This window comes from Pseudomonas sp. SLFW, assembly GCF_009905615.1.
GTDB classification, from domain to species: Bacteria; Pseudomonadota; Gammaproteobacteria; order Pseudomonadales; family Pseudomonadaceae; genus Aquipseudomonas; species Aquipseudomonas bambusae.
In genome coordinates this window covers 55,054-71,106 of the sequence record NZ_JAAAKW010000014.1, presented here as the reverse complement: position 1 = coordinate 71,106, position 16,053 = coordinate 55,054, and the positions used below count along the sequence as shown (strand labels likewise).

The following is a 16,053-nucleotide window of genomic DNA, read 5'->3' as shown; positions in this document are numbered from 1 at the left end:
CTGCGGACCCATTGATCAACGACAAGACGTAAGGAACGCCATGTTCAAGTTCATCTTTCTTGCTGTACTGATTGGCATCGGTGGCACGGCCCTGCTCGACCTCTGGGCCTTGTTTCTGAAAAAGGCGTTTGGGTTGCCAACGCCGCCATGGCATTTGGTGGGCCGCTGGTTCGCGGGCATGCGCGAGGGCCACTTCGTGCACCACCGAGGCATCGGCAACTCCCCTGAAGTCCACAACGAGCTGAAAATCGGCTGGACCATGCACTACGTGGTCGGCATTGTCTTCGCGGCGGTGTTGCTGATGATCTGGGGCGTGCAGTGGGCGCACTCGCCGACCTTCTTTCCGGCACTGATCGTCGGTCTGGTCACCGTCGGTGCGGGCTGGTACATCCTGCAACCGGGCATGGGCGTCGGCGTCGCGTGCAATAAGGCGCCAAACCCGAACATGGCCCGTATGCAGAACGTCGTTGGCCATGTGGTGTTTGCGATTGGCATGTATTGGACGGCGTTGATCGTGGGGTGAGGGCTTCCTGCCAACCCCGGTCACTGAAGGCGTGGCACGACACGCCTTTGGTCTACAACTCCGCCACGATCCGGCCGATGTCAGCCATGACGGCGTTGACCTGTTCGGCATTGGCCCGTGATTCGCTGTAGTACACCGTCACGATCAGCGGGGCGCGACTGGACGGCCAGATGACAGCGACGTCGTTGTCGGCGTTTTTCGCATTCGAGCCGGTCTTGTCGCCGACCCGCCATTTCTTCGGCAACCCCGCTCGCAGCTTTTTGTCGCCCGTGGTGTTGCTGACCAGCCAGGCGATCAGTTGATCACGCGAGGCGCCGGTCAGCACGTCGCCGAAGATGAGCGAGCGCAGTGTCTGCAACATGGCAATCGGGCTGGTGGTGTCTTGCGGATCACCCGCGCGGTTTTCGTTCAGCTCGGGTTCACGGCGGTCCAGCCGGGTCACCTCATCGCCGGTCCAGCGCAGCCACTGGGTCAATCCCGCCGGCCCGCCGAAGCTGTCGAGCAGCAGGTTGGCGGCGGTGTTGTCGCTCAGGGTCACGGCAGCTTCGCAGATCGAACCCACGCTCAGACCAGCCTCCCCCGTGTGTTTTTCGGTGGTGGGCGAATACGGCACCAGTTGGTCCTTGCCGTAGACGATCAGCCGCGACAGGTCTTCTTCCTTGCGATCGACGCGGGCCAATACGTGGGCTGCCGCCAAGGCCTTGAATGTGCTGCACATCGCGAAGCGTTCATCACCGCGATGGCTGACGAGGCGCTGGCTGCCGATGTCGAGGATGGCCACGCCCAGACGTCCGCCATGCCGGTGTTCGAGATCGGCAAGTCTTTGCTGGAGGGAGGCGTCGGATGAGGCGTCGGCATCGCTGGCCAGAGCCTTCAGGCTCCACAGCGTTGGCACCGCGAGCAGCGAGGCGCCGAGGAGGGTTCTGCGAGTGATCAAAATGCACGTCCTTGTTGTGGCAGATGAACGACATGATCACCGAAACGGCCGCCGTCTGCCACGACGACCGTCACACCTCGGCGACCCGTTTGGGTCAGGCAGGCACGCCCAGAATGACGTGGGACGCCTTGATGATCGCGGTCGCGCTGACGCCTGGCGCCAGGCCCAATTCGGTGACGGCTTCGCGGGTGACGATGGCGAACACCTCGGTGCCGCCAGCCAGGGTGACGACCACTTCGGCATTGACCGCACCGTCGCTGACGCGGGTCACGGTGCCTTTCAGGGCGTTGCGTGCCGAGAGACGAAAGCCGCTGTCGTCGGTCATCAGCATGACCCACGGCGCCTTGATCAGCGCCACCGCTTCCTTGCCTACCGCCAGGCCCAGGCTCTTGACGCTTTGCAGGGTCACGACGGCAACAAGGTCTTCCCCACCCGGCAAGGTCAGGGCCACTTCGGCGTTGACCGCGCCTTCCTGGATCGCTTTGACGGTGCCTTTGAATACGTTACGCGCGCTGACTTTCATGTCGGTTTTCCTGTGTCTGAATGGATGAAACTGGCGCGCATCATTGAGCCACCCGTCATAGCATTACCACCATAGCGCCCGATTTATTGACCATAAAGTCAGGCAAGCAAGTCCTCGTAAAAGGCGCCATAGGGTTTGCTGGGGTGAGCGATCTGGATTTCCAGGATCCACAGGCCGGGATTGGGCACGGCGTCGAAATCACCGAGGTCGCCGCCCCGGTAAATCGCGTGGGGAAAATCGCAGACGCGATGGCCCTTGATGTTGAGGTTGAGCTTCCAGCCCAGGGCGATGGCCTGCTCTTCGGCGAAACGGTACAGCTCGGTGCCGTCGACCTTGCCGGTCTTCCAGCGCTGCTCCACCACGTCGAACAGGGTTTTGGCGGCGGCAGCACAGGCCTGCATTTCAGGGTCGTTGCCGGTGGTGAAAGTAGCCCCGGCGTCGCCTTCATGCCCCTGCCAGACCGCGCCCATGTCGATGAAATAGATGTCGTCTTCGCCGAGCACCGGGTCACCTTCGGAACGCTGCTTGAAGGTCTTGAGCGTGTTGGCGCCAAAGCGAATCAGCATCGGGTGCCAGATGCGTTGAGTATCGAGTTCAGCCAGCGCCTGTTTGCCGGCCGCCACGGCCTCGGACTCCAGCATGCCGGGCTTGATGCGCTGAGAGACTAATTCGATCGCTTTCCACGCACGTCATCGCCTGGGCGTGGCGCATGGCGTCGATGTCATAAATGGCCCCAACCGCTTCCTTTGCCGCTGCGTTCATGTCGTTCCCCGGTGTTGCCTGTGATGATGTCGTTATGATGTTTACTACATAGCGGCATCGCGGGGCAATCACCGATGACGGCTGAACGTCGATACTGAACGCACCCAACTGATCAGTCGCAAGGTGGCGGGGTTGTCGTGCTCTTCATGATCGGAGGCCAGCTCACCCGCAAGGGACGCCAACGATTGCGGCAGCAGCCAGGAGACTTCCTGCTCGCTGGCGTGGCACAGATTGGGGTCGTCTTCTTTCTCGAACTCAGGCCATTCACTCATTTCGGCACCTCCCGTCACAGCATGTCGTTGACACATGGATGTTCACAGATCAAGCAGCTTAGAGATCAAGCACCAGCGGCCCTGAAGCCGGGATTGCACAGCAGATCAGCACCTCGCCCTCCGCCGGCATTTCCGCAGGCGGAACGGGGTAATGCACCTGGCCCTTGACGAGCCGGGTCTTGCAGGTGCCGCACGAACCGCTGCGGCAGCTGTATTCGGGTTCCAGGCCTCGGCTTTCGGCCAGCTCCAGCAAGGTGCCGCCGTCGGGCTGCCAGCGCGCCTCCTTGGCGGACCGCTCGAACACCACCGGCACCGACGTGGTGGCGGCAGGCGGCTGCTGCAGCACCACCGCCTGTGGGTCGTGCGTGCGTTTGAGGGTCGAGGGGCCGAAGGTTTCCGCGTGAATCCGCTCGTCACGGATGTGCATCGCCCTCAGTTCGTCATACAGGCCCTGGGTGAAACTGGCCGGTCCGCAAACATAAAAATCGAAGTCATCGAACGGCAACAGCGTCTTGAGCAGATTCAGGTCAATGCGACCTGCAAGGTGAAAGTCTTTGCGGGGGCGGGCCGTGCGCTCGGGCTGGCTCAGCAGGCGAACGACCGTCAGTTCTTCTCCGGCGTTGGCTACCAGTGTGTCCAATTCCTCGCGAAAAGCCAGATCCACCAGACGACGTGCACTTTGAATGAACCAGACCGGGCGTGAACGACGCTTACGTTTGTTCTGATACAGCACCTCCCGCAGCATCGACAGCATGGGCGTGACCCCGATCCCTGCGCCCAACAGCACCAGCGGGCGCGTCTCCAGCGGCTCGACAAAAAAGCCGCCTTGCGGTGCACGGGCCTCGATCACGTCGCCCACCTTGAGCTGGTCGTGCAAATGCCCGGAGACCAGACCGTCACGTTTGACACTGATGCGGAAAAAGTCATCGGACGGTGCGCTCGACAAGCTGTACGTGCGAATCACCGGCTTCGCCTGCCCCGGCAACGACAGGCGCAACGGCAAGTGCTGGCCTGCCTTGTAGACCGGCAAGCCTGCACCATCGACCGTCTCGAAATGAAACGAGCGAATGCCTTCGCTTTCGTCCTGAATGCGCGTCACTCGCAAGGGCCGCCATTGATCGCGCAACGTTTCCGCCTGCAACCGGGCCGCCGCTTGGTCCCAGTCGCCGGTCATCAGGCTGTTGGGAGAAAACCCTTCAAAACCCCAACGGGAACGCAGGGCCGCTGGCCGACGAAGCACCTGATGAACCTTGACCTGCCACAACCGCTCGGCGCCCTGGAACGCTCCGATTTCAGGGCCTTCCAGGATGACGGTGGCGTGCCCGGCGACGTGCAGCACGTCGCCGGTCGCAAAGTCGATAAACAACAGACCGGCCTTGGGATTCACCAGCAGGTTGCCCAAGGTGTTAAAGAACAGATTGCCGGCAAAATCAGGGATCGTGAGGATATCGCCTTCGACCCGGACAAATCCGGCGCGCCCGCCACGGTGGGACACGTCGACGAATCGACGCTCAGGATCGCCTTCAAGGTCGACGTAGCTGGCGACGAAGAACGTGTCGGCGCCACGAATGGCGGCCACCGCCGCTTCGTCCAGCGCATTCAGGCGTTCAACCGGCGGCCGCTGGGCTGCGGACGGGCGTTTGCTGCTTTGCAGCGGGCGCAATTGAATGTACTGCGGGCAGTTGCCGAACGACTGGTCGACGGCGAGGGAAAAGCCGTGCTCAGTCAGCGCTTCGATATGCCCATTGAGGCGATTGCGTCGACGGGTGTAAAGGTCGATTCCCAACAGTCCGAGCGCCGCACCGGGCTCGAAGGCGCTGGCGACCGGATCGTCAGCGTCCGGGGCCCAGCCGATCGCCAGGTGTTTGGGGTCGGGCGACGCAATGAAGCCTTCGTGCGCATCCATCATGCTCGCCCAAGGCCAGCCCTCGCCGTCCACTGCACCGACGATCAGATACGGAATGTGCTCGTAGAACTCGCGGTGCTGATCCGGCATGAAGTCGCGGACCACTCTGCGGCCCACGGCATCCATTCGCTCGACGACGCCCGCATGGGCTTGCACGTGCAGCTCACCGGCGTGCCAGGGCGAGTTTTTTTCCAGCGTGACAGTGTTCATGGCGCAGGCTCCCAGGGATGAGGACACTACGATTCCAGTACCACCACCAACGGGTGTGAAGCGCTATCGCCTCACACCCCGGTGCGTTAAAAGAGGTCTCTACCGCCTCACACCACCAGACCCGCTTTGGTCGTCGGCATCGGCACGAAACCTTTCAGGCTTTCGATGCGAGCCAGCCAGTTGCGAATATTAGGATACGCCTCCAGTGAGACATTGCCTTCCGGCGCGTGGGCGATGTAACTGTAGGCGCTCACGTCAGCGATGGTGGCGTGATCGGTGACCAGAAACGCGCGGCCGTTCAGCTGTTTTTCGATGACCTGCAGCACGGCGTGGGCACGGGTAATGGTGTCCTTGGGGTCAAAATCCGCACCGAATACCGTGATCAGGCGAGCGCGTGCAGGGCCCGACGCGATCTGACCGGACGCGACCGACAACCAGCGCTGCACCTGGGCAGCGGCGTCGGCGTCGGCAGGCAGCCACTGGCCGGTGGTGTCGTACTTCTTGGCCAGGTACACCAGGATAGCCGTGGAATCGGCGATGACCGTGTCACCGTCTTCAAGCACCGGCACCTGACCGAAGGCGTTGATGGCCAGGTATTCAGGGGTTTTGTGGGCGCCATTGGCCAGGTCGACGAACTGGATCTGCGGCTCCAGGCCCAACAACGACAGCATCAGCTGCGCGCGGTGAGAGTGGCCGGACAACGGAAAGTGGTGAAGAGTGATGGCAGTCATTGGAAGGCTCCTGGGTGATCGTGGGTTGAGGTCTGCACGGCGGGACGTCTGCGTAGGCATTCATCGCGCTGATGGGATGAATGATGAATCACGACGTCGATGTGCAGAATCACCAGCGAAAGCAATCCAGCGTTTCAGAAACTGAAAGGGTGCCGCTTCGTCTCAAGCGCTGAGCGCGGAGTGAGTGCGCAGTCGTTCGACCGCAAAGTCGATAAAGCTGCGGACCCGCGCCGAGGCCCGCAGGCCTTCTCGGTAGATCAGATGCACCGGCAGCGGCGCGACCTCGAACGTCTGGAGCACCGCTCGCAAACGTCCTTCTTCGAGGTGCTCATGAACTTCGTGGCTCAGGCAGGACACCAGACCGGCGCCTTGCAGGGCGGCATCAATGGCCGCGACCTGACTGGTGCAGCGCAACACCGGTTTCGAGATCAGATGACGCACCCCGCCTTCCGGCTCAAAGCGCCACGGCTGCGTCCAACTGTCCGCGCTGCAGACGATCAGCCTGTGGTCCGTCAACGCGCCCGGCTCCCGTGGCTCGCCGTGGGCCAGCAGGTACGCGGGGCTTGCGCAGATCAGTTGCCGAACACGCCCCACCCGGCGCGCCACCATATGAGCGTCTGGCAGCTCGCCGATCAGGACTGCCACGTCCACGCCATCCTCGTGCAGGTCGGGAAAAGCGTTCTGGTAGGCGATGGACATCTGAATGCCGGGCCAGGCGTCGAGGTATTCAAGGACCACCGGCATCATCATCCGGTCGCCGAACAGCACAGGCGTCGCCAGGGTCAGCAGCCCTCTGGGCTCGACATGCAGGCCGTTGGCGGAAGCATCGGCCTCGTCGGTGGCGCGCAGCAGTCGCACACACTCCTCGGCGAAATGGCGTCCGGTTTCCGTCAGCCTTACGCCTCGCGTGCTGCGCTCCAGCAGTTGCGTGCCCAGGCGTTGTTCAAGCGCCCACAACGCGCGGCTGACCGTGGCCTCGGACACGTTCAGCAGACGCGAGGCCGCGGCCAGCCCCGACGACTGCGCCACCGCCGCAAAGATGGTCATCTGCCGATGGCGTTCCATTACGTACGGCTCTTCCCGGCGGCGCGGATCGCCGGGTCTTGCCTCATGCGCTCGACACAGAAATCGACGAAGGTGCGCACCTTGGCCGAAACCTTGCGTTCAGCCTGATAGCAGACATGCACGGGCACAGGAGGCTGTTCGAAGTTTTCCAGGATCAGCACCAGTTCACCCGATGCCACGCGGCTCGCCACTTGATAGGACAACGCCCGGGTGATGCCCCAACCCAGCGCGGCGGCGGTGAGCGCGGGCTGATTTCCGGAAACGCTCAGGCGTGATTGCACGTCCACCTGGAACGGTTTACCCGCTTCGACGAACGTCCAGTGGCGGGTCAACACGCTGGCAGCCGAAACGATCAGACGGTGGTCTTTCAGTTCCAGGGGGTGCTGTGGATGCCCCTGCGTCGTCAGGTAGTCAGGCGACGCACACAGGACTGTGCGCACTTCCCCTACCGGAATGCCGTGCTGGCTGTCATCCATCAGGTGGCCGATGCGCACCGCGACATCGATGCCCTCCTCGGCCATGCGTGTGATGCGGTCCAGCAGCAGCGCATTGACGCTGACGCCCGGGTGCTCCCGCAGGTATTCCACCACCAGCGGCATCACGAACAGTTCGCCGAACAGCATTGACGCGGTGACCGTGAGTTGCCCGACCGGCGCGGCAATGCTGCCCCCGGCGGAATCTTCAGCCTCCTCCAGTTCGCTCAGGATGCGACGGCAATCACTGAAGTAACGCTGCCCCGCCTCGCTCAAGTGCACGCTGCGGGTGGTGCGCGACAGCAGCACCGTGCCGATGCGCTTCTCCAGCGCCGCGATGGCCCGGGTCACGCTCGGTGCAGACACCTCCAACCGCCGAGCGGCCGCTGCGAAACTGCGCTCTTCACACACGGCGATGAATATGTGCATTTCCTGAAATCTGTCCATGGGAGGGCTCGGCGTTACGGCAAGGTTTGGAAAGGAGGCGATAGTAGCGTTTTGGCTTGATCTGCACACAATGCCTCGTAGCAGAGAGACTCTGGCACAGCCGACACATTTCAATCGCCTGGCCTATTTTTCGCGAATGAATTCGCTCCCACAGGGGGTCCTCTACCGCCAATGGAGGGTTTGGCCTTCAGCAATTGCGCCGAGCGATCAGACACATCCTGTAATATTCGCTTGACGAACCGTCCCCCGATAAGCGTTCATATTGGCGAACGATCATACTCCAATTAACACTTTTGCCTCTCGGGGATCACTCATGGTTTCGTCGGTTCTGGCGGCGTCGCTTTCGCGTCGGCGCATTCATTACAGCTGGGTCGTTCTGGCCGTGACTTTCCTGACCATGCTGGTGATGGCGGGCGCAGTGGGTGCGCCGGGCGTGTTCATCCGCCCACTAGAAGCCGAGTTCGGCTGGGACACGGCGGAAATTTCCTCGGCGTTGGCCATTCGCTTCGCGCTGTTTGGGCTGGTCGGCCCGTTCGCGGCGGCGTTCATGAACCACTTCGGCGTGCGCCGGGTAGTGCTGACCGCCCTGACCCTGGTGGCCAGCGGCATGCTGCTGTCGCTGTTCATGACCCAGTTCTGGCAGTTGGTCGTGCTCTGGGGATTGGTGGTGGGCTTCGGCACCGGCCTGACGGCCATGGTGCTGGGTGCAACCGTCGCCACGCGCTGGTTCTCGCAACGTCGCGGCGTGGCCATGGGGCTGCTGTCCGCCAGTTCTGCTACCGGGCAACTGGTGTTCATGCCAATGCTCGCCAACGTGACCGAGCACTTCGGCTGGCGCACGGCGCTGACCTGCATTTGCGTGGCCATCGTCGTCGCCGGGGTCGCGGTCATCGCACTGATGCGCAACCACCCCGCCGACCTGCAAATGCCGTCCTACGGCGAGACTGAAATCCTGCCCGCCCCGGCCAGCACGCAAACCTTCTCCCAGCTTTTGATCACGCCCTTGCACGTGCTGCGCGACGTGTCCAAAACCTGGACGTTCTGGGTGCTGTTCATGACGTTTTTCATCTGCGGCGCCAGCACCAACGGCCTGATCCAGACCCACTTCATCAGCATGTGCGGCGATTACGGCCTGATCGCGACGACGGCGGCCAGCATGCTGGCGGTGATGGGGATTTTCGATTTCATCGGGACGATCGGCTCAGGCTGGTTGTCGGACCGCTATGACAACCGCTGGCTGTTGTTCTGCTATTACGGCTTTCGGGGGATCGCCTTGATCATCCTGCCGTTCTCGGACTTCACGGTCTACGGCCTGTCGTTCTTCGCCCTCATCTATGGGCTGGACTGGATCGCCACCGTACCGCCAACCGTGAAGCTGACGGTACAACGGTTCGGCCCGGCCCGCGCCAACATCGTCTTTGGCTGGATCTTCGCGGGCCACCAATTGGGCGCGGCCTTCGCCGCCTTCGGCGCCGGCTGGACACGCACGCACTTCGCCAGTTACTTGCCGGCCTTCTTTATCTCCGGGTTGCTGTGTGTGATCGGTGCGTTGATCGCGTTGTCCATCGTACCGGCCCTGAAGTCGGCAGCCCCCGCTCAGAGCAGTTGACGCGCCGTCAGCCAGACCCCGTAACCGACGGCCATCAACCCCCACGCCAACAGCGGGTGAAACACGACCCGCCAGGCCAGCGCCCGAGGGTCGAAACCGACCCCGTGGACGAAGCCCCCGGCCACACCCCACATGACCAGCATCAGCAGGCTGTGGGAATAGTGGCCGTTGGCGTCGAGCATCGACGCGGGGTGCACCAGCAGCACCAGGCTCATCGGCACCGCCATCAGCAGGGACAGCGCCCTGCCGAGGCTATGCTTGAAAGGTGCGTTCAGCGCCTCAGCGGTCACGACCGTTCTCCAGCGCGTTGGCGTCGGATGACTCCAGCCACAACGCGTTGATGATGCCGAAGCTGCAAGCCAGCAATACGCCAAGTATCCAGGCGAAATACCACATGTTGTTCTCCTCGATTCGGTTCCGGGCTCAATACAGGCCGTGGGGGTTATGGTCGATGTGCGCGGTGGTGACCTTGCCCCACATCTTGGCGTAGCACCACAGCGTGTAGCAGAGGATGATCGGCACGAAAATGGCCGCCGCGACCAGCATGATGATCAGCGTCTTGTGGCTGGACACCGCGTCCCACACGGTCAGGCTCGACGCCGGGTCCAGGCTCGACGGCATCACGAACGGGAACATCGCAAAGCCTGCGGTGCACAGCGCGCCGACGATGGCCAGGCTGCTGCCGAGGAACGCCATCCGGCCTTGCCCTGCGCTGGCACACAGCAAGGCCAGCAGGCCGCCGAAGATGCCCAGCAGCGGCGCGATCACGGTCAACGGATGCGCGTGGTAGTTGGCCATCCAGCCGTGGTTAGTGGCTTCAACGGTCTTGGCCAGCGGGTTCAGCGCAGCGCCTGCGTCGAACGCCGAGGTGATCTCCAGCCCCTGAATCCCACCCAGCAGCAACCAGACCCCTGCGCCGGTGAACGACAGCAGGAACACCAGCGCCAGCAGCTGTGCGGCGCGGCGTGAACGACGGGCAATCGCGCCTTCCGTGCGCATCATCAACCAACTGCCGCCATGCAGGCCGAGCATGCTCAGGCTGACCACACCGGCCAGCAAGCCGAACGGGCTGAGCAATTGCCAGAAGTTGCCGTGGTAGCTGGAACGCAGGGTGTCATCGAACTGGAACGGCACGCCCAGCAGCAGGTTGCCGAAGGCCACGCCGAACACCAGCGACGGCACCAGACCGCCGACGAACAGGCCCCAGTCCCAGCTTTGCCGCCAGCGGGTGTTGTCCAGCTTGCTCCGGTAGTCAAAACCGACCGGGCGCACGAACAGCGCGAACAGCACCAGCAACAGCGCCCAATACAGCCCGGAAAACGCGGCCGAATACACCAAAGGCCACGCGGCGAACAGCGCACCACCGGCGGTGATCAGCCAGACCTGGTTGCCGTCCCAGTGCGGGGCGATGGTGTTGATCACCACCCGCCGTTCGTTATCGGTGCGGCCGACAAAGGGCATCAGCATCGCTGCGCCCAGGTCGAAGCCGTCGGTCAGGGCGAAGCCGATCAGCAGCACGCCGACCAGCACCCACCAAATGAGTTTGAGTGTCTCGTAATCGAACATCGTGTGTTCCTCAGGCCAGCGTCGGTTGTGGGGCGGCAGGCACGTCGCTCTCGCGGCGCTCGAAGTGGTAGCGACCGGTGTGCAGGCTGCTTGGGCCCAGGCGGGCGAACTTGATCATCAGGTACATCTCGATGATCAGCAGGACGGTGTAGAAGCCCACCAGCGCCAGGATCGAGCCGATGACATCGCCGCTGGACAGGGTCGACGCCGACAGGTGAACCGGCAGCACTTCACCGATGGACCAGGGCTGACGACCGTGCTCGGCCACCCACCAGCCGGTCTGCGTGGCGATCCACGGCAGCGGCAGGCTGAACAGCGCCCATTTCAGCAACCAGCGCTTGCTGGATTCGTTCTTGCGCGCCGAGGCGTAGAAGGCACAGGCGAACAGCGCCAGCATCAGCACACCGCTCAGGACCATGATGCGGAAGGTCCAGAAAATCGACGCGACGTGCGGGATGGAATCCAGTGCGGCCTGCTTGATCTGCTGCTCGTCGGCGTCCACCACCTTGTCGGTGTATTTCTTCAACAGCAGTCCGTAGCCCAGGTCTTTCTTCACATCGTTGAAGGCAGTGAGGGTTTGCTCGCTCTTGTCGCCCGCGCGCAGTTTGCCCAGCAGGTCGTAGGCGACCATGCCGTTGCGGATGCGGCCTTGATGCTCGGTGACCAAATCCTTGATGCCAGTGACCTGTTTGTCCACCGAACGGGTGGCGATGATGCCCATCACGTAAGGAATCTTGACCGCGTAATCGGTGCGTTGGGTTTCCTGGTTCGGCAGCCCGAACAGGGTGAACGCGGCCGGTGCAGGCTCGGTTTCCCATTCGGCTTCAATGGCCGCCAGTTTGGTCTTCTGCACGTCGCCGATTTCGTAGCCGGATTCATCACCCAGCACGATCACCGACAGGATCGAGGCCATGCCGAATGCCGAAGCGATGGCGAAGGAACGGCGAGCGAAGCCGATGTCGCGGCCCTTGAGCAGGTACCAGCTGGAAATCGCCAGGACGAAGATCGAACCGGTCACGTAACCGGACGCCACGGTGTGCACGAACTTGACCTGCGCAACCGGGTTGAACAGCAGGTCGGCGAAGCTGGTCAGCTCCATGCGCATGGTGGTGAAGTTGAACTCGGCGCCGACCGGGTTCTGCATCCAGCCGTTGGCGATAAGAATCCACAGCGCCGACATGTTCGAACCGATCGCCACCAGCCAGGTGACGGTCAAGTGCTGCACGCGGGTCAGGCGGTCCCAGCCGAAGAAGAACAGGCCGATGAAAGTCGATTCCAGGAAGAACGCCATCAAGCCTTCGATGGCCAGCGGGGCGCCGAAAATGTCTCCGACGTAATGGCTGTAATACGCCCAGTTGGTGCCGAACTGGAACTCCATGGTCAAGCCAGTGGTGACACCGAGGGCGAAGTTGATGCCGAACAGCTTGCCCCAGAACTTGGTCATGTCCTTGTAGACCTGCTTGCCGGTCATGACGTACACCGACTCCATGATGGCCAGCAGAAACGTCATGCCCAGCGTGAGCGGCACGAAGATAAAGTGATACAGCGCGGTCATCGCGAACTGCAGCCGAGAGAGGTCGACGACTGATTCCGAAATCATTTTGGGTTCTTCTCATCAGATACGGGAGGGGCGCCCAATACATGCAGGCCAGCTTGCACCCCGTCATCCTTGACTTCGACCGGCGCGTCGAACCAGACGCTACGGATGCCCATCAACAGGACGAGCTTGATCAACAGGATCAGTCCTATTTCTTTCGCCAAGGGGTGTTTGAGGAAATCGAAGGGACCGGGCATGTTGAAGACTCGTCGGGGTGCGTCGTAATTTTCCTACGGCACCTTCCGAGACCATTGACCCACGTCAAAAAACGCCGGGTAACAGGGTGTGACACAACGCCACACTGGGGTTTATCTCGTTTAATCGCAGAACTCGCTGACGCTGGCGCATTGACGGCCTGCGCCGCTGACAGGCCGGACTGCCACCGCCGGAGAAGTAAATGATAAACGGCAGATAACCGCCTCAAGTGCCGGATTTTTCAGCCGATATCTAGGCCATAAGAGGCAGTCAGGTCATGTTCCCCCGCTCCGTCTGGAGACCGGATAACAGCCACTGCTGCCATCGACGAGGTCGCAGGCCATGGCTCCCCTAACGCTCAAGATAAAGACACGCAGCGTGTTGTACGGCGCGGTTTTGCTGTGCCTGAGCGTTCTCGGGGCGAGCGCCGAACCGATCCGGATCGTCACCGAAGAGTTGCCGCCCTATAACATGACCCGGGACGGCCAGTTGACCGGCATGAGCACTGAGGTGGTGCGCGCGGTCCTCAAGGAAGTGAACGTCGACGCCACCATTCAGTCGATGCCGTGGGCCCGGGCCTACGATCTGGCGCTGCACGACCCCAACGTGCTGATCTATTCCATCACCCGCACCGTCGAACGCGAGCCGCTGTTCAAATGGGTCGGCACCATCGCCGCGTCGCGCTGGTTCATTTATTCCTCCTCGACCCACCCCATCTCGCTGTTTGACCTGGACGACGCCCGCGACTGGCAGACCGCAACGGTCAACGAGGACGTCGGCGAGCAATACCTGATGAGCAGGCGCTTCAAGGTCGGCCGCCAGCTGCAATCGAGCAACCGCTACGAACTCAATTACCAGAAGCTGCGCACCGGCCACGTGGACCTGTGGATCTCCGACGAGCTGAACGCCAATTACATTGCCCATCAGGCGGGAGACAACCCGGCGCAGACTCTGGTGCAATCCTTGCGTGTGCCCGAGCTGGAAGAAGCAGGCGGGTTCAGCATGGCTTTCAGCCGAGGGACCCCGGATGCTACTGTTCGGCTGTTTGAGAAAGGGCTGAGGACTGTCCGTGAGAACGGAACCTACGATGCCATAGCACGTAAATGGAATTGAGCATGCTGGCTGAGTCCGAGTCCAAGATCCCTGAAAACGCCGCCGCGCCCCCGCGAGCCGGCTCATTGGCGCGCAGGCTGGTGTTGGCGACGCTGGCGTTTTGCATTCTGTTCACCGTGGCCACCGTCACCGTCAGGACCTGCTTCGCCTGGAACACCAACCTCTCCAATATGAACGCCGAACTCGGTCTGATCGACCAGGTGTTCCAGGGCACGTTGTCCAAAGCGGTCTGGGAAATGGACAACGAGGCCTTGCAAACGCAAATCGACAGCGTGGCCCTTGCGGCGCCAGTGGGCCGCGTCGAGCTGCGCATTCTGCGCCCCGGCCGGCCACCGGAAGTGCTGGAGCGTCAGCATCCGGGCCATGGCACTTCATCACTCGCCCCCGCGCTGCACCGTCAACTGACAGTCGTCCCCTACCCCGGCGCCAATGAAGTGGTCGGTGAGCTGACCATCGAGGGCGACGAAAGCCTGCTGTGGAAACGGCTGTGGAAGGAAGTCGCGGTCATCATGCTGACTCAGATCATTCAGTCGCTGGCCCTGGCCGGGTTGATCATGGGCATGTTCAACCGTTCGGTGACCCTGCATGTGCGCCGTATCGCCGAGCACTTGGAACAACTGACGCCGCAGAACCTGAAACACCATCTGGCGCTCGGGCGCGGCAGCAAGGCCAGCGACGAGCTGGACCTGCTGGAAGCCGGGGTCAACGACCTGCAAGACAAACTGGCCAATCACCTCGAACGCCAGACCCGCGACGAACTGGCCCTCGCCGCCAGCCGCGATCAGTTGGCCGAGTTGGTGGAGCAACGCACCGCCCAGCTCAAGGCTGCCAATACCCGGCTGGAGGCCATGACCCGCTTCGACCCTCTCACAGGCCTTGCCAACCGTCGTCACTTCGACGAAGTGAAAGAGCTGGAATTCAACCGCGCCTTGCGCCATCGGCAAGCCTTCTCGGTGCTGATGTGCGACATCGATTATTTCAAGCTCTACAACGACAACTACGGCCACGCCAATGGCGATCAGTGCCTGCGCGATGTGGCGTTGACCATGAGCGCGCTGTTTTCGCGCTCCGGCGAATTGGTGGCACGCCTGGGTGGCGAAGAGTTCGCGGTGCTGCTGCCCGGACAAAGCCGCGAACAGGCCCTGTGCTCCGCCGAACGTTTGCAGGCGCTGCTCGCCGACCAGAAGCTGCCGCACAAAGGCTCGGGGGTGTCGCCGTACGTGACGATGAGCATCGGCATCGCCGAACTCGACCCCGCCAACATGGACCGTTTCGATCAACTGCTGCAAAGCGCCGACAAAGCCTTGTACCGCGCCAAAAGTCAGGGCCGCAACCGGTGTGAGATCTGACCCGATCAGGGAGAATGCGACATGCGCCGTACCCGCTATTCGATCAAACAGCGCTTGGGCGTGTTATCGGCCACCGTCCTGATGCTGGTGGGCCTGAGCGCCCAGGCCGAGACGATGCACGTCGTCACTGAGGATTCCTCCTACAGCTGGCTCCAGGACGGCAAAGTCGCGGGCCCGGCCAGCGAGATCGTCGAAAAGACCCTCATCAATGCAGGACTCAAGGATTACCACATGGCCCTGTACCCCTGGGCGCGGGCGTACGACATGGCGCGGCTGGAACCGAACGTGGTGATTTACCCCATGATCCGCAACGCCGGGCGCGAGACGCAGTTTCACTGGGTGGGCGAGCTCGAACCGGTGATTCAGGTGTTCTTCAAACTGCGTGAGCGAAAAGACGTCGCCGTCGGTACGCTGCAAGACGCGAAGAAATTCACCATTGGCGTCGTCCGTGACGACGCCCGCCAGCAATACCTGGAAAGCCAGCATTTCAGCAGAATGGTGGTCTCCGCCAACAACCTCGACAACCTGCGCAAGCTGCTCAGCGGCCAGGTTGCACTGGTGCCCATGCCCGAGCGAGAAGCCCGCGACCAGTGCCGCGACCTGAACGTCTCCTTCGACCTGCTGGAAAACGTGTACACCATCGACGACCTTTCCCAGAGCCTCTACGTCGCCCTCAGCCTGAAAACCCCGCCTGACACGGTCCAGCGCGTGACCCAGGCCTTCGCTCAGTTGAAAGCAGACGGGAGCGTGGCGAAGGCGCTGGCACCGTAAAGGG

The 16,053-nt window shown here is 62.2% G+C and carries 17 protein-coding genes and 1 pseudogene; 5 read left to right on the top strand and 13 right to left on the bottom strand.

Translation table 11 applies throughout. The features are described from left to right. Positions 1-40 precede the first annotated feature (40 nt). Positions 41-523, top strand: coding sequence for a DUF2938 domain-containing protein (locus GVN17_RS21965; RefSeq protein ID WP_166597357.1), 483 nt, complete (start codon positions 41-43; stop codon positions 521-523). A gap of 52 nt (positions 524-575) precedes the next feature. On the opposite strand, the gene bla is transcribed toward GVN17_RS21965, so the two are convergent. The 8 genes and pseudogenes from bla to GVN17_RS21925 form a co-directional block, all read right to left on the bottom strand. Continuing rightward, on the bottom strand, positions 576-1,460 hold the full coding sequence (gene bla / locus GVN17_RS21960) for a class A beta-lactamase (protein WP_166597356.1): 885 nt from the start codon (positions 1,458-1,460) through the stop codon (positions 576-578). A gap of 94 nt (positions 1,461-1,554) precedes the next feature. Beyond that, positions 1,555-1,983 (bottom strand): molybdopterin-binding protein, encoded by a 429-nt coding sequence (locus GVN17_RS21955; RefSeq protein ID WP_166597355.1) that lies wholly within the window; start codon positions 1,981-1,983, stop codon positions 1,555-1,557. A gap of 98 nt (positions 1,984-2,081) precedes the next feature. After that, positions 2,082-2,745 (bottom strand): annotated as a pseudogene (locus tag GVN17_RS21950) (M24 family metallopeptidase). A gap of 68 nt (positions 2,746-2,813) precedes the next feature. Beyond that, positions 2,814-3,017 carry a hypothetical protein gene (locus GVN17_RS21945; RefSeq protein ID WP_166597354.1) on the bottom strand — a complete coding sequence of 68 codons (204 nt, stop codon included), beginning with the start codon at positions 3,015-3,017 and terminating at the stop codon, positions 2,814-2,816. A gap of 58 nt (positions 3,018-3,075) precedes the next feature. Further along, positions 3,076-5,133 carry a pyridoxamine 5'-phosphate oxidase family protein gene (locus GVN17_RS21940; protein WP_166597353.1) on the bottom strand — a complete coding sequence of 686 codons (2,058 nt, stop codon included), beginning with the start codon at positions 5,131-5,133 and terminating at the stop codon, positions 3,076-3,078. Between the two features lie 107 nt (positions 5,134-5,240). Next, entirely contained in the window at positions 5,241-5,864 is a 624-nt protein-coding gene (locus tag GVN17_RS21935) for a glutathione S-transferase (RefSeq protein ID WP_166597352.1), read from the bottom strand. A gap of 162 nt (positions 5,865-6,026) precedes the next feature. Continuing rightward, complete coding sequence (locus GVN17_RS21930; RefSeq protein ID WP_166597351.1) at positions 6,027-6,929, bottom strand: LysR family transcriptional regulator; 903 nt, start codon at positions 6,927-6,929, stop codon at positions 6,027-6,029. Next, positions 6,929-7,849, bottom strand: a complete 921-nt coding sequence (locus tag GVN17_RS21925; RefSeq protein WP_166597350.1) for a LysR family transcriptional regulator — start codon at positions 7,847-7,849, stop codon at positions 6,929-6,931. The genes GVN17_RS21930 and GVN17_RS21925 overlap by 1 nt, the downstream gene beginning before the upstream one ends. Before the next feature lie 313 nt (positions 7,850-8,162). Here GVN17_RS21925 and GVN17_RS21920 point away from each other — a divergent pair, with 313 nt between their 5' ends. After that, the gene (locus GVN17_RS21920; RefSeq protein WP_166597349.1) at positions 8,163-9,458 is read left to right on the top strand and encodes an MFS transporter; all 1,296 of its coding nucleotides are present in this window, start codon (positions 8,163-8,165) and stop codon (positions 9,456-9,458) included. Here GVN17_RS21920 and GVN17_RS21915 read toward each other — a convergent pair. The 5 genes from GVN17_RS21915 to cydP are packed head-to-tail and all read right to left on the bottom strand — an operon-like array spanning position 9,446 to position 12,818. Then, entirely contained in the window at positions 9,446-9,748 is a 303-nt protein-coding gene (locus tag GVN17_RS21915; protein ID WP_341958657.1) for a cyd operon YbgE family protein, read from the bottom strand. The genes GVN17_RS21920 and GVN17_RS21915 overlap by 13 nt on opposite strands. Continuing rightward, complete coding sequence (cydX, locus tag GVN17_RS21910) at positions 9,738-9,854, bottom strand: cytochrome bd-I oxidase subunit CydX (protein WP_166597348.1); 117 nt, start codon at positions 9,852-9,854, stop codon at positions 9,738-9,740. Before cydX ends, GVN17_RS21915 begins: the two co-directional genes overlap by 11 nt. 27 nt (positions 9,855-9,881) lie before the next feature. Continuing rightward, a complete protein-coding gene (gene cydB, locus GVN17_RS21905; RefSeq protein ID WP_166597347.1) occupies positions 9,882-11,024 on the bottom strand; it encodes a cytochrome d ubiquinol oxidase subunit II in 1,143 nt (380 codons plus the stop codon). 10 nt (positions 11,025-11,034) lie between these two features. Further along, positions 11,035-12,624: a cytochrome ubiquinol oxidase subunit I gene (locus tag GVN17_RS21900; protein WP_166597346.1), complete on the bottom strand. Its 1,590-nt coding sequence runs from the start codon at positions 12,622-12,624 to the stop codon at positions 11,035-11,037. Beyond that, entirely contained in the window at positions 12,621-12,818 is a 198-nt protein-coding gene (gene cydP / locus GVN17_RS21895; protein WP_166597345.1) for a cytochrome oxidase putative small subunit CydP, read from the bottom strand. The genes GVN17_RS21900 and cydP overlap by 4 nt, the downstream gene beginning before the upstream one ends. 340 nt (positions 12,819-13,158) lie before the next feature. Between cydP and GVN17_RS21890 the strand changes: the two genes are divergently transcribed. From GVN17_RS21890 to GVN17_RS21880, 3 genes are read left to right on the top strand one after another with little or no spacing between them, the layout of a single operon-like run. After that, positions 13,159-13,929 carry an ABC transporter substrate-binding protein gene (locus GVN17_RS21890; RefSeq protein WP_166597344.1) on the top strand — a complete coding sequence of 257 codons (771 nt, stop codon included), beginning with the start codon at positions 13,159-13,161 and terminating at the stop codon, positions 13,927-13,929. A 2-nt stretch (positions 13,930-13,931) separates the two neighbouring features. Next, complete coding sequence (locus GVN17_RS21885) at positions 13,932-15,278, top strand: diguanylate cyclase (RefSeq protein ID WP_166597343.1); 1,347 nt, start codon at positions 13,932-13,934, stop codon at positions 15,276-15,278. Between the two features lie 21 nt (positions 15,279-15,299). Beyond that, the gene (locus tag GVN17_RS21880) at positions 15,300-16,049 is read left to right on the top strand and encodes an ABC transporter substrate-binding protein (RefSeq protein WP_166597342.1); all 750 of its coding nucleotides are present in this window, start codon (positions 15,300-15,302) and stop codon (positions 16,047-16,049) included. The last annotated feature ends 4 nt before the right edge of the window (positions 16,050-16,053 follow it).

Coding starts and splice junctions, on each gene's coding strand:
- GVN17_RS21925 (WP_166597350.1), bottom strand. CDS start 7,849: ATGGACAGATTTCAGGAAATGCACATATTCATCGCCGTGTGTGAAGAG.
- GVN17_RS21955 (WP_166597355.1), bottom strand. CDS start 1,983: ATGAAAGTCAGCGCGCGTAACGTATTCAAAGGCACCGTCAAAGCGATC.
- cydP (WP_166597345.1), bottom strand. CDS start 12,818: ATGCCCGGTCCCTTCGATTTCCTCAAACACCCCTTGGCGAAAGAAATA.
- GVN17_RS21920 (WP_166597349.1), top strand. CDS start 8,163: ATGGTTTCGTCGGTTCTGGCGGCGTCGCTTTCGCGTCGGCGCATTCAT.
- GVN17_RS21890 (WP_166597344.1), top strand. CDS start 13,159: ATGGCTCCCCTAACGCTCAAGATAAAGACACGCAGCGTGTTGTACGGC.
- GVN17_RS21880 (WP_166597342.1), top strand. CDS start 15,300: ATGCGCCGTACCCGCTATTCGATCAAACAGCGCTTGGGCGTGTTATCG.
- GVN17_RS21935 (WP_166597352.1), bottom strand. CDS start 5,864: ATGACTGCCATCACTCTTCACCACTTTCCGTTGTCCGGCCACTCTCAC.
- GVN17_RS21885 (WP_166597343.1), top strand. CDS start 13,932: ATGCTGGCTGAGTCCGAGTCCAAGATCCCTGAAAACGCCGCCGCGCCC.
- GVN17_RS21965 (WP_166597357.1), top strand. CDS start 41: ATGTTCAAGTTCATCTTTCTTGCTGTACTGATTGGCATCGGTGGCACG.
- GVN17_RS21930 (WP_166597351.1), bottom strand. CDS start 6,929: ATGGAACGCCATCGGCAGATGACCATCTTTGCGGCGGTGGCGCAGTCG.
- cydX (WP_166597348.1), bottom strand. CDS start 9,854: ATGTGGTATTTCGCCTGGATACTTGGCGTATTGCTGGCTTGCAGCTTC.
- cydB (WP_166597347.1), bottom strand. CDS start 11,024: ATGTTCGATTACGAGACACTCAAACTCATTTGGTGGGTGCTGGTCGGC.
- GVN17_RS21900 (WP_166597346.1), bottom strand. CDS start 12,624: ATGATTTCGGAATCAGTCGTCGACCTCTCTCGGCTGCAGTTCGCGATG.
- GVN17_RS21940 (WP_166597353.1), bottom strand. CDS start 5,133: ATGAACACTGTCACGCTGGAAAAAAACTCGCCCTGGCACGCCGGTGAG.
- GVN17_RS21945 (WP_166597354.1), bottom strand. CDS start 3,017: ATGAGTGAATGGCCTGAGTTCGAGAAAGAAGACGACCCCAATCTGTGC.